This is a genomic window from Pseudalgibacter alginicilyticus (assembly GCF_001310225.1).
In the GTDB taxonomy this organism is placed as follows: domain Bacteria; phylum Bacteroidota; class Bacteroidia; order Flavobacteriales; family Flavobacteriaceae; genus Pseudalgibacter; species Pseudalgibacter alginicilyticus.
The window spans coordinates 1,928,648-1,954,026 of record NZ_CP012898.1; the positions used below are offsets into that span (position 1 = coordinate 1,928,648).

The following is a 25,379-nucleotide window of genomic DNA, read 5'->3' on the forward strand; positions in this document are numbered from 1 at the left end:
TTCGACATAATACCAAATATGCAATAAAATGGAACACATTGTTATTATAGGAAATGGCATTTCTGGAGTTACCGCAGCAAGACACATTCGTAAACTTTCCGATAAAAAAATTACCATCGTTTCCTCCGAAACCGATTATTTCTTTTCGCGCACTGCATTAATGTATGTATATATGGGGCACATGAAATTTGAACATACGCAGCCCTATGAAAATTGGTTTTGGAAAAAAAATAATATTGAACTCAAAAAGGGCTATATAAAAACGGTTGACTCAAAAAATAAAATACTGCATTTTGCAAAAGGAAAAACATTGTTATATGACAAATTAATCATTGCTACTGGAAGTAAGCCTAATAAGTTTGGTTGGCCAGGACAGGATTTAAAAGGCGTTATGGGTATGTACCACAAACAAGATTTAGAAAACCTCGAAAAATATGCTCCTAATAATAAGGTTTGCAAACGAGCTGTAATAGTTGGTGGTGGGTTAATTGGTATTGAAATGGCAGAAATGTTACACTCCAGGCATATACCCGTTACTTTTTTAGTCCGTGAAAATAGTTTTTGGAACGGTGTTTTACCAGAACAAGAGTCCGCAATGATTAATAAAGAAATTATTGAAAATGGTATTGATTTACGATTGTCTACTAATTTAAAAGAAATTATTTCTGACGAAAACGGCCAAGTAAAATCTGTCATTATTGATGGAACAAATGAAGAAATTCCTTGTCATGTTGTAGGACTAACAGCTGGAGTTTCACCAAACATAGATTTCTTAAAAAATTCTGACATAGAACTTGGGAGAGGCGTAATAGTGAATCGCTTTTTAGAAACCAACATTCCTGATATTTATGCAATTGGCGATTGCGCCGAACAAAAGAAAGGCATTAACCAACGTAAGCCTATTGAAGCCGTTTGGTATACAGGCCGCATGATGGGAGAAACCATAGCACAAACTATTTGTGGCAACCATATTCAATATAATCCAGGGCATTGGTTTAACTCTGCAAAATTCTTCGATATTGAATATCAAACATATGGCTGGGTATGGGCACAACCTAAAGATAACGAAGCTCGATTTTACTGGGAGAGTGAAAAAAAATGTATTCATATCAATTATGATAAAAATACTCGCCAATTTATTGGTATTAATAATTTTGGTTTACGGATGCGTCACGAATTTTTTGATAGGGTTTTAAAAGAAAAACGTTCTATAGATTATGTTTTAGAACATTTGGCGGATGCAAATTTTAATCCTGAATTTTATAAACTTCATGAAAAGGACATTGTGGCAAAATTCAATAAAGAGAACAACACATATATTCAACTAAAAAAGAAAAGCTGGAAACGCATTTTTAAAACCTCATAAATAAATCACCATGAAAAACATTCAAAACATCGGACTTGGTTTATTTTTAACAGGTCTTGCTATCTTTATTTCACTTATATTTTTAGGGAAATATGAACTCACTCCAAAATTATTTGATGAAATAATATCTCAAAAGGGTATTGAAAGCGAACTTTTTATTAATGATTTAAATGAAAATGTGGTTGGAAAAGAATTTTCAAGTCCTTTTTCATTTTCATCAAAAATTACCTCAGCAGTTAAAAATGCCAATACAATTCATGAGGAAAAAAAGGAATGGCATAAAAAAATATGGAGTAAACCTCATAGTTTCGTTTATGAAATTGCAAAACAAGCTGGTACTGGAGTTATAAAAGAAAACAAATGGTTATTTTGGTGGCTTACTTTTGGCTTAAGTATTTTAGGTGCTTTATTATATATTATCCCAAATGTTATAATCTTAGGTCCACCAGGGATTAAAAACAATGGCATTTATCATAAAGCTGCTACCAATAGAGGATGGATTGGTTGGTCCGCTTTTGTGTTTTTAGTTAGCTTTTATTTGCTATTATATTTTCGTCCTGATTACATTGTTAATTGGAGCTATATTGTAGACCCTATTAGTTTAAATTTAAGTGGTCATTTAGCAAGTCAATGGTTTTTGTATGGCTTTTTATATTGCACCGTCATGATTGTCATGGCAGTACGAATGTACATAAAGTACCGACATAATAAATACCAAATATTACGAACAACCTCAGTACTGTTTTTTCAAATTGTATTTGCATTTTTAATTCCTGAAATCCTTGTTCGTTTTGAAAAACCATGGTATGATTTTAAAAATGCATTTCCATTAGATTACGATTTCTTTTACAGTTGGAATTTAAATCAATTAATTGACAGCGGTGGATTGGGACTCTTTATTTTAATTTGGGGTATTATTTTAACTTTAGTAGTTGTTCCTATTATGGTTTATTTCTTTGGAAAACGCTGGTACTGTTCTTGGGTTTGTGGTTGTGGTGGTTTAGCTGAAACCTTAGGTGACCCTTACAGACAATTGTCTGATAAATCATTAAATGCCTGGAAACTGGAACGCTGGTTGGTTCATGGTGTATTGGTATTTGTATTAATCATGACAGGGTTTACATTATATTCTTATTTTTCTGGAGCGCAAATGGTTATAGGTATTAAAACCCAAACCATCCAAGATATTTATGGCCTTTTAATCGGTTCCTTTTTTGCTGGCGTTATTGGCACAGGCTTCTATCCTATTTTTGGAAATCGCGTTTGGTGCCGTTTCGGTTGTCCTCTTGCTGCTTATTTAGGTATTGTACAACGATTTAAATCACGATTCAGAATTACCACAAATGGAGGACAATGTATTTCCTGCGGTAATTGTTCAACGTATTGTGAACAAGGTATAGACGTGCGTGCTTATGCCCAAAAAGGTGAAAATATTATACGCGCTAGCTGTGTTGGCTGTGGTATCTGTAGCGCTGTTTGCCCAAGAGGTGTTTTAAAATTAGAAAATGGCCCTGAAGAAGGTCGTATTAATCCAACCGATATTTTATTAGGAAATGATGTAAATTTAATGGATTTGGTGAATAGAAAGTAGTTTTTTAATCAATAAATCTCTATATTGTTTAGCTTAATAGTTGGCTTTTTAAATTTTAAAAGTTAAATCATTTAAAATAATGATTTAACTTTGTATTACTAAAACAACCAAAACCAACTCACCGACTTTCAATGACCAAAATAAAAGTCATCATTCCTGCATATAATGAAGCAGACTCTATAGCGCTTGTAATTCAAGATATCCCAAAAAATGTTGATGAAATAATTGTTATCAGTAATAATTCCTCCGATAACACTGAAATAAATGCAAAAAATGCTGGGGCAACTGTTTTAACAGAAATCAACAAAGGATATGGTTATGCTTGTTTAAAAGGCCTAGCATACATAGCGAACCAAAAAGAAAAACCAGACATTGTAGTTTTTTTAGATGGTGATTATAGCGATTACCCACAAGAATTAACTAAAATTGTGTCCCCCATTATTCATAATAATGTAGATTTTGTAATTGGTGCAAGAACTAAAAAACTACGTGAAGCTGGCTCCATGACAATTCCTCAAATTTTCGGAAATTGGTTAGCTACCAATTTAATGCGTTTATTTTTCAATGCTAAATTTACAGACCTTGGTCCTTTTAGAGCAATAAAATACAACAAACTATTAAATCTCAGCATGACAGACAAAACCTATGGGTGGACTGTAGAGATGCAACTAAAGGTCTTAAAACACAAAATGACATACACCGAAATACCCGTAAATTATAGAAACAGAATTGGGGTGTCAAAAGTATCAGGAACTATAAAAGGTGCTATATTTGCAGGCATAAAGATATTGGGTTGGATTTTTAAATACAGCATTAAGAAATGATTTTACAAACTACGGTTATAATTATTTACACCATAGCATTAGTGCTTATATTCCTATACGCATTAGCACAATTAAATCTGTTATCTAATTATTTATCATCCAAAAGGAAAAAAGACAATTCTCCTAAATTCAATTTATCAAATCCAAACGAAGTTCCTTACATTACAATTCAACTACCTGTTTATAACGAAATGTATGTTATGGAGCGCTTGTTAGACAATATTGCTTTAATAGAATACCCAAAAGATAAATTGGAAATACAAGTGCTTGACGATTCAACTGATGAAACCTTAGAAAGCACACGCCAACATATTGAAAGTATAAAAAAAACTGGAGTAAATATTCAACATATTACCAGAACAGACCGTTCGGGTTATAAAGCAGGTGCACTTAAAGAAGGTTTAAAAATTGCTAAAGGCGAATTTATAGCTATTTTTGATTCAGACTTCCTCCCACAACCAGATTGGTTAAAACAAACGGTTCCATATTTTAAGGATAAAAAAATTGGAGTAGTACAAACCCGTTGGGGACATATTAATAGAAATTATTCCATCCTCACAAAAATTCAAGCTTTTGCTTTGGATGCCCATTTTACCTTAGAACAAACAGGCAGAAATAGCAAAGGACATTTTATCAATTTTAATGGCACCGCTGGCTTATGGCGAAAAACGTGTATTATTGATGCTGGCAATTGGGAAGGTGATACACTTACCGAAGACCTTGATTTAAGTTACCGTGCCCAATTAAAAAATTGGAAATTTAAATACCTAGAGGATGTAGAAACTCCCGCAGAGCTTCCTATAGTTATAAGTGCCGCTCGCTCACAACAATTTAGATGGAACAAGGGTGGTGCTGAAAACTTTAAAAAAATGCTTAAACGTGTTATAAATAGTAAAAACATATCTACTAAAACCAAAGTTCATGGATTACTTCATTTATTGAATAGCACCATGTTTTTAAACGTTCTTATTGTTGGTGTTTTAAGTATCCCCATGCTATATATAAAGAATGAATATGCACATTTAAGACCTTATTTTTATGTTATGAGCTTCTTTGTTTTAAGTAGTATCATATTTTTTATCTGTTATTGGTTCATGTATAAAAATGTGTATGGTGGCGGATTTAAAAATTTCATAAAATATATTGGTCTCTTTTTTGTGTTCTTCTCAATAGCTATGGGATTTTCACTTCATAACTCCATTGCTGTATTAGAAGGCCATTTAGGAAAAAAATCTGAATTTGTACGCACTCCAAAATTTAACATTAGCAAATACAAAGACAACTGGAAAACCAATAAATACATTAAAAAAAGTATATCTATAAATGTGGTATTCGAAGGTTTACTCATGCTCTATTTTGCATTTGGCATGTACAGTGCTTTTATCGTAGGCAATCAAGGTGGCGATTTTGGACTTTTCCCTTTCCACCTCATGTTATTTATAGGTTTTGGGTATGTATTTTTTAAATCCATAACGTCAAAAGCCTAATTATTAATTAAAAAGTAAAAAGGATATATTTTTCTTATTTAAATACTTCAGAAAATTTCGACTCACAAACAAATTAAAAGAAAACTACTGCTATTATTAAGGTCTTAATTTAATGTGTAAATTTTCAAATTAACCACAACAAACTCCCCTAATTTGTGAGTGTTTTTTTTGTAAAAATCAAACCTTTATTTAGGTGTTTTTTTTCATAATAAGTATCTTTGTTAGAACAACAAGCAATCATAAATTTGCTATTGTTACTTACCAAAAATGAAAAACTACAGACCCAAAAACAGATTAACATCCAAAGCATATATTGATGGTATTTTAGAAGGTGATAGAGTAATCCTTTCTAGAGCCATTACCATTATTGAGAGTAATCTGGAAAGTGATAAAGCATTAGCTAAAGAAATCATCCAAGCCATCTTACCAGTTTCTGGAAACTCTATAAGAATTGGAATAACAGGCGTACCCGGTGTAGGTAAAAGTACTTTTATTGAAGCGTTTGGAAAATATTTAATTACTAAAGGGCATAAAGTTGCCATTCTATCTATAGATCCTAGTAGTCAGCGTTCCAAAGGGAGTATTCTTGGTGATAAAACGCGTATGGAAGAACTTAGTAATTTAGAAAATGCTTATATAAGACCATCCTCCTCTGGCGAAACATTAGGTGGTGTTGCTAATAAAACCGCTGAAACCATGTTACTATGCGAAGCTTCAGGTTATGATGTAATATTAATTGAAACGGTAGGTGTTGGTCAATCTGAAACTGCTGTGCATGGTATGACGGATTTCTTTTTATTGCTTATGCTTTCTGGTGCGGGTGATGAACTTCAAGGCATAAAAAAAGGTATCATGGAAATGGCAGATATGGTGGTTATCAATAAAGCTGATGGAGACAACATACGAAATAGTGAATTGGCTCGATTGCAATATCAAAATGCATTACACATATTCCCCCAATCAGAATCAGGTTGGACTCCCGTTGTTACAAAAGCATCCTCTATCAAAAACACTGGAATTGATACCGTTTGGGATGAAGTTTTAAAATACAAAAAACTGGTATTAGAAAACGGTTACTTTGAAAAAAATAGAAACAAACAAAATATACGTTGGATGTACAATAACATAAATGATGCATTAAAACAATTATTTTATGGTTCTGCGAATATTAAACAAAAACTTTTAGATTTAGAAAATAGTGTTGTTTCTTCTGAAATATCACCCGTAAAAGCAGCACAAACTATTATGGAATCCTTCAAAAAACATCTCACTAATACTACTTCTAAATAAAAAAAACTCCAAACTGTAATATAAAATACAGATGGAGTTTTTCGTGTTGAACAAGTTTTGCTATTAATTTTGTTCCAAATATTTTTCCATTATTGAAATAGCTGCCTTAGAAATAACTGTTCCTGGACCAAAAATGGCTGCTACTTTACGTTCCAATAGATAGTTATAATCTTGTTCAGGAATAACACCTCCAGCAAACACTAATATATCTGGACGCCCTAATTTTTCTAACTCATCAATTAATTGTGGAATTAAGGTTTTATGACCCGCTGCTAAACTAGAAGCACCTACAAAATGTACATCATTTTCAATAGCTTGTTTTGCAACCTCTTCGGGTGTTTGAAACAAAGGCCCCATATCAACGTCAAAACCTAAATCGGCAAAACTGGAAGCTACAACTTTAGCACCTCTATCATGTCCATCTTGTCCCATTTTCCCTATCATAACACGTGGACGACGACCTTCAATTTCAGCAAATTTATCAGCAAGTTGTTGAGCTTTTTCAAAAGTACTATCGTTGCTAACTTCTTTTCCATAAACGCCACTTATTAGTTTTGTATTAGCTTTATGGCGTCCAAAATGAACTTCTAATGCATCTGAAATCTCACCTAATGTTGCAAAATTTTCCGCAGCAATGACTGCCAACTCTAATAAATTACCTTTCCCAGTATCTGCACATTCTGATAATGCTTTTAAATTTTCAGTAACTAAATCTTGATTTCTATTTGCTTTTAATTTATTCAAGCGTTCAATTTGAGAATTTCTAACCGCGGTATTATCTACCTCTAAAATCTCAATATTTGATTTTTCATCAGTTTTAAATTTATTAACCCCAACTAAAATATCTTGTCCAGAATCCAATCGCGCTTGCTTTCTTGCAGAGGCTTCCTCAATACGCATTTTAGGAACACCTGTTTCAATAGCTTTAGCCATGCCTCCCAACTCTTCAACTTCTTCAATTAGTGCCCAAGCTTTTTTAGCTATTTCTTTGGTAAGATATTCAACATAATATGAACCAGCCCAAGGGTCTACTGCTTTAGTTATCTGGGTTTCATCTTGGATATAAATTTGCGTATTCCTAGCAATTCTGGCCGAAAAATCAGTTGGTAAAGCAATAGCCTCATCCAGTGCATTGGTATGTAAAGATTGAGTACCTCCTAACCCTGCAGCCATAGCTTCAATACATGTTCTTGCCACATTATTAAAAGGGTCTTGCTCACTCAAACTCCAACCTGAAGTTTGACTATGTGTACGCAATGCCATTGATTTTGGGTTTTGAGGATTGAATTGTTTTATGATTTTTGCCCATAACATACGAGCTGCTCGCATTTTGGCTATTTCCATAAAATGATTCATCCCTACTGCCCAGAAAAATGATAGTCTAGGTGCAAATTCATCAATTTTTAAACCAGATGCCAGACCTGTGCGAATATATTCCAAACCATCTGCCAAGGTATATGCTAACTCAATATCTGCTGTAGCTCCAGCTTCCTGCATATGATACCCACTAATTGAAATTGAATTAAACTTTGGCATATATTTAGTTGTATACTCAAAAATATCACCAATAATTTTCATAGAAGGTAATGGTGGATATATGTATGTATTACGCACCATAAACTCTTTTAATATATCATTTTGAATCGTGCCACTTAATTGATTCAATGCAACACCTTGTTTTTTAGCGGCCGCTATATAAAAAGCCATAATAGGTAATACAGCACCGTTCATAGTCATGGAAACAGACATTTTATCTAATGGAATTTGGTCAAATAAAATTTCCATATCCAATATAGAATCAATAGCAACTCCTGCCTTTCCTACGTCGCCAGTAACGCGTGGGTGATCTGAATCATATCCACGATGTGTTGCTAAATCAAATGCAACAGAAAGACCTTTTTGTCCTGCAGCTAAATTTCTTCTGTAAAAAGCATTGGATGCTTCTGCTGTTGAAAACCCTGCATATTGACGAATGGTCCATGGTCTGGTAACGTACATGGTACTGTATGGTCCTCTAGTAAACGGAGGCAATCCAGCTGTAAAGTTTAAATGCTCTGCATCTTTTATATCATTTTTTGAAAAACTCTTTTTTACTGGAATTCCCTCAGGCGTATTCCATACCTCTTGACTATTTATAGGAGCAACGGTTTGTGACTTAGCTGATCCTAAATTTATATCTGAAAAATCTGGCTTCATATCTTTATTTTTATTATTCATCATCCCGACACATCCCGGGAATACTTACTATTGCTAAAGCGAAGTTAAACCTCTAATACTTTATATTTTTTCTGAATTTTTTTATGAATATTAGAAAGGGTTACAATAACATCTGATCTTAAATTAATGCATCCATCCAATCCTGCTTGTTTTAAAGCATCCATTAAATGTTCTGGATTTCCTGCCAATAGCAGCACTTTATCTTGATTAATGTTTCTAAACGTTTTAACAAAATCTAATGCACTCTCATCATAATCAGGATCCGAGCTACACATGATTACCACATCTGCATCTAAATTTGCGCTTTCTTTGGCTGCGATATCTGCATTATCATAACTTTTTTCCTCTAAAACATTAAAGCCACTTACACCAATAAAATCGTATGAAAATGCCGCTCGAGCTTTACGCATGGTTAAATTCCCAAAGCTTGAAAGTGCAACCACGGGGCGTTTATTTGTTTTTTCTACCAATTGTTCTGTTACCTTTCTGACTGCTTCAATTTCTAATGATGCACGTCGTGGTATCAACACTTTAGAGTTTTCAAAAACATCTGCTGAAAGTATCTCTGAAGCTACAGTTTCCATAAGATTTGGATATTTATTTACTCCAACCATTGGCAACCTTCTTTGACTTATCAATTTTATTTTTTTCTGACGTATTTCAGCAATTTGTTCTTGAATCAATCCGTTTTCAAATGCCTTATAGAATCCCCCATGCTTTTCAATTTCTTTAAAAAGTTCTAAAGCATTTTTTGCGATTTCAGTACTTACTTCCTCAATATAATAAGCGCCATCTACTGGATTGGCAACTTTCCCAAAATAAGATTCTTCTTTTAAAATAGTTGCTATATTGTTTGCTATTCTATTTGAAAAATCAGAAGCTTTATTAAACTCTTTATCATAAGCATCAATTAAAACACCTTCTACATTTCCTAAAATAGCAGACATAGTTTCAGTGGTAGCTCGCAACAAATTAGTATGTGCATCTGTAACCGATTTACTCCAAACCGATGTTTTAGCGGTTAAAGTATGGTTAAATTCAGAAACACTATACTTGTTTGCTACTTCATGAAGCAAACTATTAAAAGCTCTAAACTTTCCTATCTCAACAAAATACTCAGACCCAATAGCTAATTGAACATGTAAGTTATTAAAAATAGTTTCTACAGACATATCCCTACGTTCATAACGCTCTATAAGGTAAACTAAAGCGTTTAATGTATAGGCTACTTCTTGTACTTGATTGCCCCCAGCATCTAAAAAAGTGGTTCCTGATAGGGTAATTACTTTAAAATTAGGATAAGCTTCCGCCAATTTTAAAAGATAATAACCTGTATCAAATTTATAGGTTTCTAATTTGGCCGTTTTTGTATAATTAGCAATAACCTTTAAATCAAAATAGCCTCTAAGATTTTTAGGATTGCTGATATTCTGTACTGCGAAATCGAAAAAATCTTTTGCAAACTCAACTTCATTTTCGTACAAAATAAACGAAACTGCAATTTTATCTAAATTAACATCTTTTAGAAATTGAGTGGCAGTAATAGATTCTGTTACATCAAAAAGTAAACCTGTTACCCCTTCATCAATCGCTTTTAACGCTAATTTATTAGCGCTTGCTGCGGATTGAACAGGTATGCTTCGGTAATTTATTAAGGCTTGCGAATTCTCGCCTGTATTGCTTAAGTTATGAATCGAATCTTCAGTATTGTAAAAAGGTGCTATATTAATACCGCTTAAGTTTTTCCAAACCAATTTTCTATCAAAATCTTCTCCTTTCAAATCTATGGTCACTCTTTCCTTCCAATCCTGTTTTGACACGGGATTAAAGTCTGAAAAAAGTGTTTTATTTTTAGTACTCATCTTATTAAAATTTAAGTGACTCTTTATTAATTATACCATAATGCTACTCCCGAATCTTTCAAAAATAGCTTTATCTAATTCTTCTCTACTATCTGGGTGTGCTATATTTCGTAATGATTGTGCTCGCTCTTTTAAACTCTTTCCAAATAATTCGGCAACCCCATACTCTGTAACCACGTACCTAGCATGAGCTCGTGTAGTTACAACCCCTGCTCCTAATTTTAAAGTTGGAACAATTTTAGAAACCCCCTTTTGTGTTGTAGAGGTTACTGCTATAATTGGCTTCCCTCCCTGAGACAAGGCAGCTCCTCTCATAAAATCCATTTGCCCTCCTACTCCAGAAAACATTCTTGTTCCTATAGAATCGGCACAAACTTGACCTGTAAAATCTATTTCAATGGCCGAGTTAATAGCAGTTACTTTCGGGTTTTGACGAATAACTGAGGTGTCATTTACGTAACCAATATCCAGCATTTCTATTTCTGGGTTATCATTCATAAAATCATACAAACGTCTAGTTCCCATAGCAAATCCCGAAACTATTTTATAAGGATTCACTTTTTTCTGAGAACCATTTACAATACCTTTTTCTACTAAATCTACAATACCTTCAGAAAACATTTCGGTATGTACTCCTAAATTTTTATGATTGTTTAAATAAGTTAAAACGGCATTTGGAATACCTCCAATGCCCATTTGAAGTGTTGCACCATCTTCAATAATACCTGCAATATTTTTACCTATAGCCTGTTCCTCTTCTGAAGGAGCTACAAATTTCATTTCATGTAATTCTTCATCTACCTCTACACAAGCATCAAAGTGTTTTAAATGTACAATTGCATCACCAAAAGTACGTGGCATTTTTGGGTTTATTTGTGCAATAACTTTTTTGCCTTGCTCAATTCCTGAAATAACAATATCTACTGAAACTCCTAAAGAACAAAAACCATGTTTATCAGGAGGTGATACATTCACTAAAACCACATCTAAATTCATATACCCTTGCCTAAATAAACTTGGAATATCACTTAAAAATATAGGAATATAATCAGCGGTATCTCCAATCATTTTTCTAATGTTTCCTCCAATAAAAAATGCTTTGGTATGAAAACTTTCTCTTAATTCTGGAGCAACATAACCACATTCTCCTTCTGTATGTAAATGAACAACTTCTACTCCTTTTAATTCTGGCCCCCGAGCAACCATAGCTCGAATTAGTGTTTGGGGTGTTGCAGATCCTCCTTGAATTAAAACCCTATCTCCTGATTTTATTAGTTTTACAGCTTCATCTGCCGTCATTTTATTTGGTAAATCCATTTTTATGAAATTTAATTTTTGTTGTTTTGATTAAATCAATTCAATTAGCCTAAAAAGCTTAATATAATACCTGCTGCAATTGCAGACCCAATAACCCCTGCTACGTTTGGAGCCATAGCATGCATTAGCAGGTAATTGCGTGGATCAGCCTTAAGCCCTTCTGCATGTACTACCCTTGCACTATCTGGAACAGCTGAAACTCCAGCAGCTCCAATTAAAGGATTTAATTTATCATCTCCTTTAAGAAATAAATTCATGAACTTTGCAAAAAGCAATCCACCCATAGTAGCTATGACAAATGATATGGCTCCTAAACCGAAAATTAACATGGAATCTTTGGTAATAAAAATATCTGCTTGGGTAGAAGCTCCAACTGTTACACCTAAAAGAATAGTTACAATGTCAATAAGTTTAGTTCTAGCAGTTTCAGCAAGTCGTTCAGTTCTTCCTGACTCTTTTAACAGGTTACCAAAAAATAACATTCCTAACAGTGGTAATGCACTAGGCGAGATGAAGGTTGTTAATAACAATGCTGCCACTGGAAAAATCATTTTTTCTTTTTTTGAAACAGCTCTTGGTGGTTTCATACGTATTAATCGCTCTTTTTTATTAGTAAGCAAGCGCATGATTGGTGGCTGAATAACAGGCACTAATGCCATATAAGAATATGCTGCAATAGCAATGGGGCCTATAAGGTTTTTAACCGTAGTTCCATCTGCCAGAATATTAATACCATTTGCTAATTTTGACGAAAGAAATATAGCTGTAGGTCCATCGGCTCCTCCTATAATACCTATGGCACCTGCTTCTGGTAAAGCAAACCCTAAATAAAGTGCCCCTAAAAAAGTACCAAATACACCAATTTGAGAAGCAGCTCCTAAAAGCATAAGTTTTGGATTTGCAATAAGAGATGAAAAATCTGTCATAGCACCAATACCCAAGAAAATCAATGGAGGATAAATACCTTTTACCACTCCAAAATAAAGGTAATTCATTACTGAACCTGCTTCATAAATCCCCGTTTGGTTTCCTGCTACAAAAGGAATGTTTCCTAAAATAACCCCCGTACCTATAGGGATCAGTAAAAGTGGTTCGTAGTCAAATTTTATACCTAAATATATAAAAATGATACCTATTATAATCATTATTATGTGTCCTGCTTGTGCATTTGCAAAACCAGTATATTCATAAAATTGCTCTATTCCACCTAAGGCTTCCGAAATAAAAGTTTCTTCAGGCTCTTCATGCGTTTGCAAGAGAGTGGTAGTTGTTTTATCATTTAAAGCATTGGAATTTAATCCTAAAATAGGTCTTGCAAAAATAAGTAGCGATAGAACTCCGAATATTAATATTATTTTCTTCATTTTTTTCTTTTTAAGCCATTTTAGATATCAAAATGAATAATTCATTTTGATATCTAAAAAACGACGTTTACATATTTATTCTATTTCTATCATCACATCACCTTGAAGTACTTGCTGCCCTACTGCAACATGAACTGCTGTAACCGTACCCCCTTTTTCTGCAGCAATGCTATTTTCCATTTTCATCGCTTCTAAAATCATTACTTGATCGTTCTCCTTAATAACATCGCCCACTTTAACATTAAGAATAAAAACCACCCCAGGAATTGGCGCTGTAATAGTAGTTTTTGTAGAAGTAGATTTTATTTTTACTGGCTCTGCACTACTTTTGGAAGGTGTCCGTACAAAAGTTGGTGTTTTCTTCGTTTTAATATCCTCTTTCATCTTTACAGAATAAGAAGTACCATTTACCTCAATATCAATAATGTTATCTTCATGTGAAAGAATTTTAGCACTATAGTTATTTTCGTTTATTTTGAATGTGAAATTTTTCATTTTATTAGTATTATGTTATGCATGTTGGTTTATTACAATCTATTTCCCTGTGTTCCATAAATTTTCGAACTCCAAGGCGAGTATAATTTCCGTGCTTGCTTAATGGTTAAAACAGCATTTTCTTCATCGTGCTGCTTCTTAAGATACATGTGAATAGCAACCGAAATAGCTGCGGTAACTTCACCTGTAAACTCCCGTTTATCAACCTTTGGCTTACTAATTTCTAACTCTTTTTCTTTTTTAACACCTATTTGTTTTAAAGCAATATAGGCGTCTAACATAACTGGCAAGGCATATTTAAAGAATATAGTTAGCAAGATAAGACCACCAAAAACGATTAATAATCCGGTAATTAAAATAACGTATCCTTCCTCAATGGGATCGTTGTATAATAGTATCATCTGATTCATTATAATGGGATATTTGAATGTTTTTTTGGCGGATTAACTTCTTTCTTATTACTAAGAAGTTCTAAAGCTCTAATAATTCTAAAACGTGTATTTCTGGGCTCTATAACATCATCAATAAAGCCATATTTTGCTGCCACGTAAGGATTGGCAAACTTAGTATTGTACTCATCCTCTTTTTCAGTTATGTAATGAAGTTTCTCATCAGCATCTTCAATTTTGCTAATTTTAGAACCTTCCAATACTTCCACAGCTCCTTTGGCTCCCATGACAGCTATTTCTGCTGTAGGCCATGCGTAATTTAAATCGCCTCTTAATTGTTTACAACTCATTACGTCATGTGCACCTCCGTATGATTTTCGTAGTGTAATAGTTACTTTAGGTACTGTAGCTTCTCCATAGGCAAATAATAATTTTGCACCATGTAAAATAATACCTGCATATTCCTGTCCAGTACCTGGTAAGAACCCTGGCACATCCACTAAAGTTATAATAGGAATGTTAAAAGCATCACAAAAGCGTACAAACCTTGCTGCTTTTCTTGAAGCTTCAGTGTCTAATACACCTGCAAAATATTTAGGTTGGTTTGCTACAATACCGGTAGAGCGTCCATTAAATCTACCAAAACCAACAACTATATTTTTGGCATAATCTCTATGGACTTCTGTAAATTCGCCATTATCCGTAATAGTGGTAATAACATCTAAAATATCGTAAGGTTGATTTGAATTTTCTGGTATAATATCATTTAAAACATCATCTAATCTATCAATAGGGTCACTTGTAACAACTGTTGGAGGATCTTCCAAATTATTAGAAGGTAGGTAACTTAATAATTTTCTTATAAGTAAAAGATTTTCTTCATCATTTGCAGCTAAGAAATGTGACACACCAGATTTTGTAGAATGAATTTTTGCACCTCCTAATTGCTCCGTAGTTACGTTTTCACCTGTAACTGCTTGCACTACTTTAGGTCCAGTTACAAACATGTAACTCGTTTGATCTGTCATAATAGTAAAATCCGTTAGGGCTGGTGAATATACTGCCCCACCTGCACAAGGCCCCAGAATAGATGATATTTGTGGGATAACACCTGACGCCATAATATTACGCTGAAAAATCTCAGCATATCCTGCTAATGAACGCACACCTTCTTGAATACGAGCACCTCCGCTATCATTTAAGCCTATCACTGGCACACCAATTTTCATAGCCATGTCCATAATTTTACAAATTTTTAAGGCATAAGTTTCAGAAAGCGACCCTCCAAACACGGTAAAATCTTGTGCAAAAATGTATACAATTCTGCCATCAATGGTACCATGTCCTGTTACTACACCATCCGATAGATATATTTGTTTATCGAGTCCAAATGATTTTGTTCGATGTGTTACGAACATATCAAACTCTTCAAAACTATCATCATCCAAAAGAATATCTATTCTTTCACGTGCAGTAAGCTTTCCTTTAGCATGTTGAGAATCGATACGTTTTTCGCCTCCTCCCAATTTTGCTTTAACTCTTTTTTCTATGAGCTCATTAATTTTATCTTGATTTGCCATGAGACTATTTTATTATTTATAAAAATTTTGTTTTTTTAAGACAGTTATGATTTTGAACAAAGTTCTGTGAGTACACCTAAAGTGGATTTTGGATGAAGAAATCCAATATTTAAACCTTCTGCTCCTTTTCTGGATTCTTTATCTATTACTGTTACACCTCGCTCTTCAGCTAATTTTAAAGCCTGTGTTGCATTATCAACAGCAAATGCTATATGATGTATACCTTGACCTTTTTTAGAAATAAATTTACCAATAGGACCATCTGGAGAAGTGCTTTCTAATAATTCAATTTTTGTAGTACCTACCAAAAAAAAGGCTGTCTTCACTTTTTGATCAACAACCTCTTCAATAGCATAGCATTTCAACCCCAAGACATCTTCATAATATTTAATGGAATCTTCTAAATTATCTACGGCTATACCAATATGTTCTATATGCGAAATATTCATGATTAAAATGTTTTTTATATTTATTCTTTTTAGTTTATCACTATTTACAAAACAAAACTAATAGTTGTATTCGTCTTAAATTATGACGTATATCATGTAATATGAAAAAATTGTTTTTCATATTAAAAATAATCTAAAGAGGGAAAACTTAAAGATTGGCCATTTAAAACAGCCCAGCATTAAACATTATATTTGAGGCATGCTTTTAAACCTTACATTATTCAAAACTCATAAAAAACAATTACTGGTAGTAATTGTTAGTTTGTTTCTTTACACGTTGTTTGCTTACTACTTACAACGTACAGATTACACAAAATTGATTGTAATTTATTCTGCTTTATTTTTTCTGTTTTATAAGATGGTGCAAACTTGTAAACACAATATTAAATTTTTAACGATTGTCGCATTTTTACTTAGAGCCACTTTTATAGCAGCAATCCCTAATTTATCGCAAGATTTTTATCGTTTTATATGGGATGGTCGTATGATTTTAGAAGGCTTTAATCCGTATTTATACACCGTTGAATCTTTTATTAGTCATGGAGAATCCCCTATAAATCAAGTAAAAGAACTCTATAAAGGAATGGGAACACTAAACGCAGGTCATTATACAAATTACCCTCCTTTAAATCAACTTTGTTTTGTAATTGCAGGGATATTTGCAGGGAAAAGTATTTTAGGATCTGCTATTGTTTTTCGTCTAATTATTATTGCTGCAGATTTTGGAACCCTATATTTTGGAAAAAAATTATTAAAGAGACTTAATATACCTCTACACAATATTTTCTGGTATATTTTAAATCCGTTTATAATTATTGAACTTACAGGCAATCTACATTTTGAAGGTGTTATGATTTTCTTTTTAATCTGGGGGTTATATTTATTGCATGTAAACAAATGGCAATATGCTGCAATTGTTTTAGCTTGTTCAATTTCTGTAAAATTAATTCCATTAATATTTTTACCATTATTTTATCAGTGGTTTACTTTGACTACATCTAAGGATCAAATCTGCTTTAAACGAAATGAGAAGAAACTTCATCATCAAATTCAAAAAAATACTTTCCCTTTCAAGAGCACACTAAATTTTACTGGAATATTAAAACTAATTATATTTTACACAATCATTATTATATCCATTCTACTCTTATTCTCGCCCTTTTATTCTTCTCAATTTATAAGTAATTACACAAAAACTGTTGGCTTATGGTTTCAAAAATTTGAATTCAATGCTAGCCTATATTACATTGCACGAGAGATTGGATATACTTTTAGAGGCTGGAATGAAATTGCCATAATTGGAAAAACAACACCTATTATAGTAATTATTACTGTCTTGATGATTACCTTTTTCAGAAGGAATAAAACTATGATTCAATTAATTTCAGCAATGCTATTAACCTTATCATTTTATTATTTTACGGCTACCACCGTACATCCTTGGTATGTAGCAACACTATTAGTTTTATCTATCTTTACCAAATACAAATTCCCAATGGTTTGGAGTTTTGTAATCATATTAAGTTATTTGGCTTACGCAAATTCTAACAACCAAGAAAACCTTTGGATTATTGGGTTGGAATACCTTATTGTTTATAGCGTTTGTATCTGGGAAGTATTACTAAAAAAAGACTTACTAAAAAGTAATTAATTAAACATTTCTTTTGGCTGTTTAAAACTTTTAAACTCTAACATATAATCATTAGGGTCTTTTATGAAAAATGACACGTGCTCACCTGCTTTATTTTTTAAAAAAGTGATTTCTTCAACCAGTTCTAAATCTTTGTTTCTAAACTTTGTGTAAATGTGGTCCCACGTTTTAAAATCTACAATAATACCAAAATGAAAGGATGGTAAAATTTTACCCTCAAAAACATAATTAGGATTTGTAAAATTAAACTTTGCAGCTTTTATAAAGGTCAATTGATGACCGTACAAATTAATATCAACCCAGTTTTGAGTTGATCTCCCTAATGAAGTTTCTATAGTGTTTTGGTAAAAGTTTTTAGTTTCTTTTACACTTAAACATGGTAACGACATGTGAAATGATGTTTCCATATACAATTGTTTATTGTTTTGAAATAATTTAAACACACCATCATATTAACTTTTAAATCGCATATACAACTTCTTGTACTTTAAAAGTTTGACTACAGTTAAAATACAAAAAAGATTAAAATGTATATGCGATTTTTAGATAATATTAATCGTCATCGTCTTCAATAGCAATATCTGGTTCTTGAATGGCATCTGGATCATTATCATCATAATCTTCATAGTCGTCTTCATCATAATTTTCCATAGTTACTTGAAGTTTGGTACTAACTTTCACCAAATACTTGGTATCTTCAGTAGTTACTTCAACACATTCTACCCATTCATTATTAGCATTTTTAAAGGAGATAATATTATCATCATCATACCCATGTGGATATTTATCAACCAATAATGCTAAAATTTCTGGTGTTAATTTTTTAAAATCAACTATAACACGTTTAAGATTGTCGTTTCTCTTATTCATAATTACATATCTAAAAGGTAAGCAAATATTAGTGGGGCAACAATGGTTGCATCACTTTCAATAATAAATTTTGGAGTGTTTATATCTAATTTCCCCCAAGTGATTTTTTCATTTGGAACAGCACCAGAATACGAGCCGTAACTGGTAGTAGAATCACTAATTTGGCAAAAATAACTCCAAAATGGTGTATCGGTACGTTCTAAATCTTGATACAACATTGGTACCACGCAAATTGGAAAATCGCCAGCAATACCACCACCTATTTGAAAAAACCCAATACCTTTTTCTGAATTATCAGTATACCAATCGGCTAAAAAGGTCATATATTCAATACCAGATTTCATGGTACTTGCTTTCAATTCGCCTTTCAAGACATAACTTGCAAAAATATTCCCCATGGTACTATCTTCCCAACCTGGAACAATAATAGGTAAATTTTTCTCGGCAGCAGCGTACATCCAAGAATCTTTTAAATCAATTTCATAATATTCTTCAAGCACGCCAGACAATAACATTTTATACATATACTCATGTGGCAAATAACGTTCACCTTTATCATCTGCATCTTTCCATATTTTATGAATATGCTCCTGCAAACGCCTAAAAGCTTCATGCTCAGGAATACATGTATCCGTTACACGGTTTAAACCTTTTTCTAACAAATCCCATTCTTCCTGTGGTGTTAAATCTCGATAATTTGGCACACGTTTGTAATGCGAATGTGCCACCAAATTCATGATATCTTCTTCTAAATTAGCACCAGTACAAGATATAATTTGTACTTTATCTTGACGAATCATTTCAGCAAAACTTTTACCCAACTCAGCAGTACTCATAGCACCTGCAAGCGAAACCAACATTTTTGCTCCACTTTCTAATTGCGCCTCATAGCCTTTAGCAGCATCTACTAAAGCAGCTGCATTAAAATGTAAATAATGTTTTTCTATAAATTGTGAAATAGGTCCTTTAGTACTCATCGTCTTCTTCAAATTTTGAATTATTTCCACTATATTTTGACCCCTCATAAGAGTTGTCATATTCATCCTCTATTTCATCACCAGCAAACTTATAGCTAAGCATTTTATAGTATAGTTTAGCTGCTAAAAAATCTGATGATTTATCGTTTTTATTTGGACAAAGTTCTACAATATCAAAACCCACGACATTTTTTTCAGCAAATACTTGTTTTAAAAAATCTAAGGTTTCGTACCAAAACAATCCTCCTGGCTCTGGTGTTCCTGTACTTGGCATAATTGAAGGATCTAAAGCGTCTAAATCAAATGTAATAAACACATTATCTGTCATTTGATCAATTGCTGAATCTATCCAAGTATCATCTACCGCCATTTCATGAGCAAAATAAGTTTTATCTTCATCCATAACCGTTTTTTCCATAACATCCATCGAACGAATACCCACCTGAATCAAGTTAGTAGTTTGGCTGGCTTCATAAACCGCACAAGCATGGTTGTATTTTGAACCATTATAACTTTTACGTAAATCTGCATGTGCATCAATATGCAACACAGTTAAACTTGGAAACATTTCATTAAAAGCTCGGATGGTTCCAATAGATATAGAGTGTTCTCCTCCAAAAATAGTTACAAACTTATTTTTTTTGATGTACTTTTTTGTGGCTTTATGTACCGCGTCAACCATAGATTCTGGTGATTCATTTTCAGTAACAGCATCTGCCAAATACACCCCTTGTTGATATACTTCTGTTCCGGTTTCAATATCATAACACTCCATGTTTTCGGAAGCATGTAAAAATGCTTCTGGCCCATTTTCAGCACCTTTTTGCCATGTACTTGTTCCGCCATAAGGCACAGGAATTAAAACAATTTTTGATTGTTCTAATTTCGAGAATTCTTCTGGAATTCCAGCATACGTTTTAGTCTGCATAACCTAAAATTTTAAGTAAGTCTTCACTTTTTTGTTGTTCGCTAAATAATTCTGTTGTGATGTTGCCATCAGCATCTTTATCAATTAAAATATGTTTTGGAGATGGAATCAAGCAGTGTTGCAACCCTCCAAACCCACCAATGGTTTCTTGATAGGCTCCTATATTGAAAAACCCAATATACAAGGGCTTATCTTTATTATATTTTGGCAAATAAATAGCATTCATGTGTTGTTCGCTATTGTAATAATCATCACTATCGCAAGTTAACCCTCCTAACAATACGCGCTCATAACTATCGTGCCATCTATTTACAGGCAACATGATAAAACGCTTATTTATAGCCCATGTATCAGGTAAGGTTGTTATGAAAGATGAATTTATCATATTCCACTTTTCACGATCATTTTGTTGCTTTTGATACAGCACTTCATAAATAGCACCTCCACTTTCACCAACTGTAAAACTTCCAAACTCAGTAAAGATGTTTGGCACTTTTACCTCTTCTTCATCACAAGCCAGTTTTATTTGGTTTATAATTTCATTGACCATATACTCATAATCAAAATCGAAAGCCAATGAATTTTTTATTGGGAATCCCCCACCAATATTCAAACTATCCAATGAAGGACAGATTCTTTTTAAAGCAATATAAACTTTTAAACATTTTGACAATTCATTCCAATAATATGCATTATCTCTAATTCCTGTATTAATAAAAAAGTGCAACATTTTCAATTTGACTTTTTTATTATTCTGAATTTGATTTTTATAAAAAGGAACTATGTTTTTATAGCCTATTCCTAATCGGGAAGTATAAAACTCAAATTTTGGTTCTTCTTCAGACGCAATTCGAATACCAACGTTAAATTTACCTTCTATTTCTTGAGACAATAAATCTATCTCTTCATAATTATCAATGATAGGAATACAATTTTGATGCCCACCATTAATCAACCTAGCTAAATTAGTAACATACTGTGCACGCTTAAAACCATTGCTAATAACATAGGTGTCATTATTAATTTTCCCTTCTTTTTTTAGGCTTTCAACAATATCTATATCAAAAGCAGACGAAGTTTCAATATGAATATCGTTCTTCAAGGCCTCATTTAATACATGCTTAAAGTGAGAACTTTTAGTACAATAGCAATAGTTATACTTGCCTTTATACTTATTCTCTTTTATGGCTTTTGCAAACCAACCTTTGGCTTTATTTATATTATTGGAAATCTGTGGCAGATAACTAAACTTTAAAGGAGCTCCGTATTGCTCAACTAACTCCATTAAATCTACATCGTGAAACTGCAAGGTTTTTTCCTCAAGTTTAAATTCTTCTTGAGGAAAATCAAAAGTCTGATTTATTAAATCTATATATTTAGTATTCATTATTATTTTTAAAAATATGTAAAATTATTTAAATAGGAAAATTAGATAACTAATGTTTCAAAAAACAAATAATAATGAATAAAATCAAACTTGGATTTGACTTTGAGTAGTAGGTACAAAGCCATATATATGCTGACTAGCAGCAATAGCATTAGCGGAAGTTAGCTCTAAAATTCGGTTGCTCTTTCTAAAAGCTGCTTTTGAAAATAACTTCCCAATTTTCAAAAGCTCGAACATAAAAACACGTTTCAATTGTTCAGCTATATAATGGTACAAATGAAATATAAAAATTTGAATAATTACCTTTTTTAAAATTATTTTTTGATTTTTTTTTACAGGTTATTTTTAAAGGTTTTATACCTAAAACTTAGCATGCAATAAATTACAACCACTATACTTTTCAATTAGATTTATAAGTAGTAATAATGTACAACTGCTTTTCTAAAATTACTTTCCTATTTTTACCAAATGATTATTACTGACACCCACACACACCTCTACAGCGAGGCTTTTGATGAAGATAGGCATGAAGCAATAAACCGAGCTATTGAGCAAGGTATTTCAAGATTTTTTATCCCAGCTATCGATTCTACTTATACTCAAAAAATGCTTCAGCTAGAAAAAGATTATCCCAAAAACATTTTCTTAATGATGGGTTTACACCCAACTCATGTGAAGAATGATTACCAAGAAGAATTAAAACATGTTGAAGAAATGCTCTCCAAACGTAAATTTTATGCCGTAGGTGAAGTTGGCATCGATTTATATTGGGATAAATCAACACTCAAAATACAACAAGAAGCATTCAAGTATCAAATACAGTTAGCAAAAAAGCACAAACTACCTATTGTAATTCATTGTAGAGATGCTTTTGATGAAATTTTTGAAACTTTAGAAGGTGAAAAAGACGATGATTTATTCGGGATCCTACATTGTTTTACAGGTACTTTAAAACAAGCTCACCAAGCTTTATCCTACAATATGAAATTGGGCATTGGTGGGGTAGCAACATTCAAAAACGGAAAAATAGATCAATTTTTAAATCAAATTGATTTAAAACATATTGTATTAGAAACTGATTCCCCTTATTTAGCACCCGTACCATACAGAGGCAAACGCAATGAAAGCTCATACCTATTAAAAATCTTAGAAAAACTTTCTCATATATATAACATATCTATTGAAGATATTGCTGAAATAACAACAAAAAATTCTAAAATCATTTTTGGAATTTAAAATCTTAAATAGTATTCGTTCTAAATTACATAAAAATTTCAATCATAAATGACTAAACCAAACATACTTTTAATTTATACTGGTGGTACTATTGGTATGATTAGAAATTCAAAAACAGGAACATTAGACGTTTTCAATTTTAGAAATCTATTAGAAAAAATCCCAGAACTACAATTAATAGATTGCAACATTGACACCATTTCTTTTGACCAACCTATAGATTCCAGCAATATGACTCCCGAATATTGGATTCAAATTGCCGAAATAATAGAAATTAATTATAATATTTTTGATGGATTTGTAGTGTTACACGGTAGTGACACCATGAGTTACACCTCTTCTGCACTAAGTTTCATGTTAGAAAACTTAACAAAACCTGTTATATTTACAGGGTCTCAATTACCTATTGGCGATTTACGTACCGATGCTAAAGAGAACTTAATAACAGCCATTCAAATAGCATCGTTGCAAGAACACAACGAACCTGTAATAAAAGAAGTTTGTTTGTATTTTGAATACAAACTTTATAGAGGAAACAGAACCTCAAAAATAAATGCAGAGCATTTTCAAGCATTTGCTTCTTCTAACTATCCAGATTTAGCCGAATCTGGAGTTCGTTTAAAAATTAACCATCAATATTTATTTAATCCAGATATGAGCAAAGCACTCATGGTTCATAAAAAAATGGACCCTCATGTAGGGATTATTAAGCTATTTCCTGGTATTACTAAAACATTTTTACAAAGTATCTTTAATACCCCAAAGCTAAAAGCAGTTATTTTAGAAACATATGGCGCAGGCAACTGCACAACCCAATCTTGGTTTACAGATTTATTGAAAGTTACAATAAGAAAAGGCATCCATATTATAAATATAACACAATGTAATGGAGGGAATGTTAATATGGGCGATTATGCAACGAGTGAACATTTAAAAAATATTGGTGTAATTTCAGGAAAAGACCTAACAATAGAAGCAGGTATTACCAAATTAATGTATTTACTTGGCAATAATACAGCCACTAACTTATTCAAAACCACCTATGAAGCATCAATTAGAGGAGAATTGACTTAAAATTAACGATTAAAATTTTAGCTTTCAAAGTTTTTTTTGTTATTTCATCCCCTAAAACAGTACAATTTAGAAATTAAAGAGAGGTGGCCGAGTGGTCGAAGGCGCACGCCTGGAAAGTGTGTATACCTCAAAAGGGTATCGAGGGTTCGAATCCCTTCCTCTCTGCTTTATTTTTATTTTTTTATTGTATTTTTTTTATATCTTTAACACTTTAACTAATAAAATTAAGATCTAGAACATGAAAAGATTATTTTCTATCCTTGCCATATCAGGAATGATGGCATTCGGAACAGCAAATGCAACTATTGCAACTTCAACCACTGCTACAACTGTTGCAACCATTACACAAGGGGAACAAGAAACAGCAACTGCTGACGAGCCTCTTGGATTTCATCAAGAATTAAAAAAGCGATTTATTGAAGGTGGTCCGGAATTTATGGGCATCGTATTACTGTGTTTAATTTTAGGATTAGCCATAGCAATCGAGAGAATTATCTTTTTAAACCTTTCATCAACAAATACAAAAAAATTAACTCAAGAAGTAGAAGATGCTTTAGCTTCTGGAGGTGTGGAAGCTGCTAAAGAAGTTTGCAGAAACACAAAAGGACCTGTAGCTTCTATTTTCTACCAAGGATTAGATAGAACAGATGAAGGTATTGAAGCCGCTGAAAAAGCTGTTGTAGCCTATGGAGGTGTTCAAATGGGTCAATTAGAAAAAAATGTATCATGGATATCATTATTTATAGCATTAGCTCCGATGTTAGGGTTCATGGGTACGGTAATTGGTATGATTCAAGCATTCGATAAAATTGAAGCAGCTGGTGATATGCAACCTTCACTTGTTGCAGGTGGTATTAAAGTAGCACTTTTAACAACGGTATTTGGTCTTGTTGTGGCTATTATACTTCAAATTTTTTACAATTACATTATTGCTAAAATTGATAGCATTGTTAACGATATGGAGGATGCTTCTATCACGTTAATGGATTTGCTTATCAGACAAAAAAAGTAATAATTTAAATTAA

Annotated in this window: 23 protein-coding genes and 1 tRNA gene; 10 read left to right on the forward strand and 14 right to left on the reverse strand. The window is 32.7% G+C overall.

What is annotated here, in order from left to right; all coding sequences use genetic code 11:
- Nucleotides 1-28 precede the first annotated feature (28 nt).
- From APS56_RS08005 to meaB, 5 genes are all read left to right on the forward strand, one after another.
- Entirely contained in the window at nt 29-1,366 is a 1,338-nt protein-coding gene (locus APS56_RS08005; protein ID WP_054726993.1) for an NAD(P)/FAD-dependent oxidoreductase, read from the forward strand.
- Nucleotides 1,367-1,376: 10 nt separating this feature from the next.
- On the forward strand, nt 1,377-2,957 hold the full coding sequence (locus APS56_RS08010; RefSeq protein ID WP_054726995.1) for a 4Fe-4S binding protein: 1,581 nt from the start codon (nt 1,377-1,379) through the stop codon (nt 2,955-2,957).
- A 131-nt stretch (nt 2,958-3,088) separates the two neighbouring features.
- Nucleotides 3,089-3,781, forward strand: coding sequence for a glycosyltransferase family 2 protein (locus APS56_RS08015; RefSeq protein WP_054726999.1), 693 nt, complete (start codon nt 3,089-3,091; stop codon nt 3,779-3,781).
- On the forward strand, nt 3,778-5,268 hold the full coding sequence (locus APS56_RS08020) for a cellulose synthase family protein (RefSeq protein ID WP_054727001.1): 1,491 nt from the start codon (nt 3,778-3,780) through the stop codon (nt 5,266-5,268). Before APS56_RS08015 ends, APS56_RS08020 begins: the two co-directional genes overlap by 4 nt.
- A gap of 267 nt (nt 5,269-5,535) precedes the next feature.
- A complete protein-coding gene (gene meaB / locus APS56_RS08025) occupies nt 5,536-6,558 on the forward strand; it encodes a methylmalonyl Co-A mutase-associated GTPase MeaB (RefSeq protein WP_054727003.1) in 1,023 nt (340 codons plus the stop codon).
- Between the two features lie 63 nt (nt 6,559-6,621).
- Here meaB and scpA read toward each other — a convergent pair whose 3' ends face one another.
- The 8 genes from scpA to mce form a co-directional block, all read right to left on the reverse strand.
- Nucleotides 6,622-8,775, reverse strand: coding sequence for a methylmalonyl-CoA mutase (gene scpA / locus APS56_RS08030; protein WP_432416448.1), 2,154 nt, complete (start codon nt 8,773-8,775; stop codon nt 6,622-6,624).
- Nucleotides 8,776-8,819: 44 nt separating this feature from the next.
- Nucleotides 8,820-10,637 carry a methylmalonyl-CoA mutase subunit beta gene (locus tag APS56_RS08035; RefSeq protein ID WP_054727004.1) on the reverse strand — a complete coding sequence of 606 codons (1,818 nt, stop codon included), beginning with the start codon at nt 10,635-10,637 and terminating at the stop codon, nt 8,820-8,822.
- Between the two features lie 30 nt (nt 10,638-10,667).
- The gene (locus APS56_RS08040; RefSeq protein WP_082379296.1) at nt 10,668-11,954 is read right to left on the reverse strand and encodes an acetyl-CoA hydrolase/transferase family protein; all 1,287 of its coding nucleotides are present in this window, start codon (nt 11,952-11,954) and stop codon (nt 10,668-10,670) included.
- Nucleotides 11,955-11,998: 44 nt separating this feature from the next.
- Complete coding sequence (locus tag APS56_RS08045) at nt 11,999-13,318, reverse strand: sodium ion-translocating decarboxylase subunit beta (RefSeq protein ID WP_054727006.1); 1,320 nt, start codon at nt 13,316-13,318, stop codon at nt 11,999-12,001.
- Nucleotides 13,319-13,393: 75 nt separating this feature from the next.
- The gene (locus tag APS56_RS08050) at nt 13,394-13,813 is read right to left on the reverse strand and encodes a biotin/lipoyl-containing protein (RefSeq protein ID WP_054727008.1); all 420 of its coding nucleotides are present in this window, start codon (nt 13,811-13,813) and stop codon (nt 13,394-13,396) included.
- 32 nt (nt 13,814-13,845) lie between these two features.
- Nucleotides 13,846-14,214, reverse strand: coding sequence for an OadG family protein (locus tag APS56_RS08055; protein WP_157757634.1), 369 nt, complete (start codon nt 14,212-14,214; stop codon nt 13,846-13,848).
- Nucleotides 14,215-14,222: 8 nt separating this feature from the next.
- Nucleotides 14,223-15,782, reverse strand: a complete 1,560-nt coding sequence (locus APS56_RS08060; RefSeq protein ID WP_054727012.1) for an acyl-CoA carboxylase subunit beta — start codon at nt 15,780-15,782, stop codon at nt 14,223-14,225.
- 44 nt (nt 15,783-15,826) lie between these two features.
- Nucleotides 15,827-16,231, reverse strand: a complete 405-nt coding sequence (gene mce, locus APS56_RS08065; protein ID WP_054727013.1) for a methylmalonyl-CoA epimerase — start codon at nt 16,229-16,231, stop codon at nt 15,827-15,829.
- Nucleotides 16,232-16,430: 199 nt separating this feature from the next.
- Here mce and APS56_RS08070 point away from each other — a divergent pair, with 199 nt between their 5' ends.
- Nucleotides 16,431-17,882 (forward strand): MptA/MptB family glycosyltransferase, encoded by a 1,452-nt coding sequence (locus APS56_RS08070; protein WP_054727015.1) that lies wholly within the window; start codon nt 16,431-16,433, stop codon nt 17,880-17,882.
- Here APS56_RS08070 and APS56_RS08075 read toward each other — a convergent pair.
- From APS56_RS08075 to APS56_RS17030, 6 genes are all read right to left on the reverse strand, one after another.
- Entirely contained in the window at nt 17,879-18,289 is a 411-nt protein-coding gene (locus APS56_RS08075; RefSeq protein WP_054727017.1) for a VOC family protein, read from the reverse strand. The genes APS56_RS08070 and APS56_RS08075 overlap by 4 nt on opposite strands.
- A 145-nt stretch (nt 18,290-18,434) precedes the next feature.
- Nucleotides 18,435-18,752: a hypothetical protein gene (locus tag APS56_RS08080; RefSeq protein WP_054727019.1), complete on the reverse strand. Its 318-nt coding sequence runs from the start codon at nt 18,750-18,752 to the stop codon at nt 18,435-18,437.
- Between the two features lie 2 nt (nt 18,753-18,754).
- Entirely contained in the window at nt 18,755-19,729 is a 975-nt protein-coding gene (locus APS56_RS08085) for a deoxyhypusine synthase family protein (protein ID WP_054727020.1), read from the reverse strand.
- Nucleotides 19,719-20,657, reverse strand: a complete 939-nt coding sequence (gene speB, locus APS56_RS08090) for an agmatinase (protein ID WP_054727022.1) — start codon at nt 20,655-20,657, stop codon at nt 19,719-19,721. The genes APS56_RS08085 and speB overlap by 11 nt, the downstream gene beginning before the upstream one ends.
- Complete coding sequence (locus APS56_RS08095) at nt 20,647-22,044, reverse strand: arginine decarboxylase (protein WP_054727024.1); 1,398 nt, start codon at nt 22,042-22,044, stop codon at nt 20,647-20,649. Before APS56_RS08095 ends, speB begins: the two co-directional genes overlap by 11 nt.
- An 84-nt stretch (nt 22,045-22,128) precedes the next feature.
- The gene (locus APS56_RS17030; protein ID WP_169786433.1) at nt 22,129-22,281 is read right to left on the reverse strand and encodes a hypothetical protein; all 153 of its coding nucleotides are present in this window, start codon (nt 22,279-22,281) and stop codon (nt 22,129-22,131) included.
- A 231-nt stretch (nt 22,282-22,512) separates the two neighbouring features.
- Between APS56_RS17030 and APS56_RS08100 the strand changes: the two genes are divergently transcribed.
- The 4 genes from APS56_RS08100 (at nt 22,513) to APS56_RS08115 (ending at nt 25,366) form a co-directional block, all read left to right on the forward strand.
- Complete coding sequence (locus APS56_RS08100; RefSeq protein WP_054727026.1) at nt 22,513-23,280, forward strand: TatD family hydrolase; 768 nt, start codon at nt 22,513-22,515, stop codon at nt 23,278-23,280.
- 48 nt (nt 23,281-23,328) lie between these two features.
- Nucleotides 23,329-24,354: an asparaginase gene (locus APS56_RS08105; RefSeq protein ID WP_054727028.1), complete on the forward strand. Its 1,026-nt coding sequence runs from the start codon at nt 23,329-23,331 to the stop codon at nt 24,352-24,354.
- 77 nt (nt 24,355-24,431) lie between these two features.
- Nucleotides 24,432-24,519, forward strand: a tRNA-Ser gene (locus APS56_RS08110).
- Nucleotides 24,520-24,592: 73 nt separating this feature from the next.
- Nucleotides 24,593-25,366, forward strand: coding sequence for a MotA/TolQ/ExbB proton channel family protein (locus APS56_RS08115; RefSeq protein ID WP_054727030.1), 774 nt, complete (start codon nt 24,593-24,595; stop codon nt 25,364-25,366).
- Nucleotides 25,367-25,379: the final 13 nt, after the last annotated feature.

Coding starts and splice junctions, on each gene's coding strand:
- APS56_RS08005 (WP_054726993.1), top strand. CDS start 29: ATGGAACACATTGTTATTATAGGAAATGGCATTTCTGGAGTTACCGCA.
- APS56_RS08010 (WP_054726995.1), top strand. CDS start 1,377: ATGAAAAACATTCAAAACATCGGACTTGGTTTATTTTTAACAGGTCTT.
- APS56_RS08015 (WP_054726999.1), top strand. CDS start 3,089: ATGACCAAAATAAAAGTCATCATTCCTGCATATAATGAAGCAGACTCT.
- APS56_RS08020 (WP_054727001.1), top strand. CDS start 3,778: ATGATTTTACAAACTACGGTTATAATTATTTACACCATAGCATTAGTG.
- meaB (WP_054727003.1), top strand. CDS start 5,536: ATGAAAAACTACAGACCCAAAAACAGATTAACATCCAAAGCATATATT.
- scpA (WP_432416448.1), bottom strand. CDS start 8,775: ATGAATAATAAAAATAAAGATATGAAGCCAGATTTTTCAGATATAAAT.
- APS56_RS08035 (WP_054727004.1), bottom strand. CDS start 10,637: ATGAGTACTAAAAATAAAACACTTTTTTCAGACTTTAATCCCGTGTCA.
- APS56_RS08040 (WP_082379296.1), bottom strand. CDS start 11,954: ATGGATTTACCAAATAAAATGACGGCAGATGAAGCTGTAAAACTAATA.
- APS56_RS08045 (WP_054727006.1), bottom strand. CDS start 13,318: ATGAAGAAAATAATATTAATATTCGGAGTTCTATCGCTACTTATTTTT.
- APS56_RS08050 (WP_054727008.1), bottom strand. CDS start 13,813: ATGAAAAATTTCACATTCAAAATAAACGAAAATAACTATAGTGCTAAA.
- APS56_RS08055 (WP_157757634.1), bottom strand. CDS start 14,214: ATGATACTATTATACAACGATCCCATTGAGGAAGGATACGTTATTTTA.
- APS56_RS08060 (WP_054727012.1), bottom strand. CDS start 15,782: ATGGCAAATCAAGATAAAATTAATGAGCTCATAGAAAAAAGAGTTAAA.
- mce (WP_054727013.1), bottom strand. CDS start 16,231: ATGAATATTTCGCATATAGAACATATTGGTATAGCCGTAGATAATTTA.
- APS56_RS08070 (WP_054727015.1), top strand. CDS start 16,431: ATGCTTTTAAACCTTACATTATTCAAAACTCATAAAAAACAATTACTG.
- APS56_RS08075 (WP_054727017.1), bottom strand. CDS start 18,289: ATGGAAACATCATTTCACATGTCGTTACCATGTTTAAGTGTAAAAGAA.
- APS56_RS08080 (WP_054727019.1), bottom strand. CDS start 18,752: ATGAATAAGAGAAACGACAATCTTAAACGTGTTATAGTTGATTTTAAA.
- APS56_RS08085 (WP_054727020.1), bottom strand. CDS start 19,729: ATGAGTACTAAAGGACCTATTTCACAATTTATAGAAAAACATTATTTA.
- speB (WP_054727022.1), bottom strand. CDS start 20,657: ATGCAGACTAAAACGTATGCTGGAATTCCAGAAGAATTCTCGAAATTA.
- APS56_RS08095 (WP_054727024.1), bottom strand. CDS start 22,044: ATGAATACTAAATATATAGATTTAATAAATCAGACTTTTGATTTTCCT.
- APS56_RS17030 (WP_169786433.1), bottom strand. CDS start 22,281: ATGTTCGAGCTTTTGAAAATTGGGAAGTTATTTTCAAAAGCAGCTTTT.
- APS56_RS08100 (WP_054727026.1), top strand. CDS start 22,513: ATGATTATTACTGACACCCACACACACCTCTACAGCGAGGCTTTTGAT.
- APS56_RS08105 (WP_054727028.1), top strand. CDS start 23,329: ATGACTAAACCAAACATACTTTTAATTTATACTGGTGGTACTATTGGT.
- APS56_RS08115 (WP_054727030.1), top strand. CDS start 24,593: ATGAAAAGATTATTTTCTATCCTTGCCATATCAGGAATGATGGCATTC.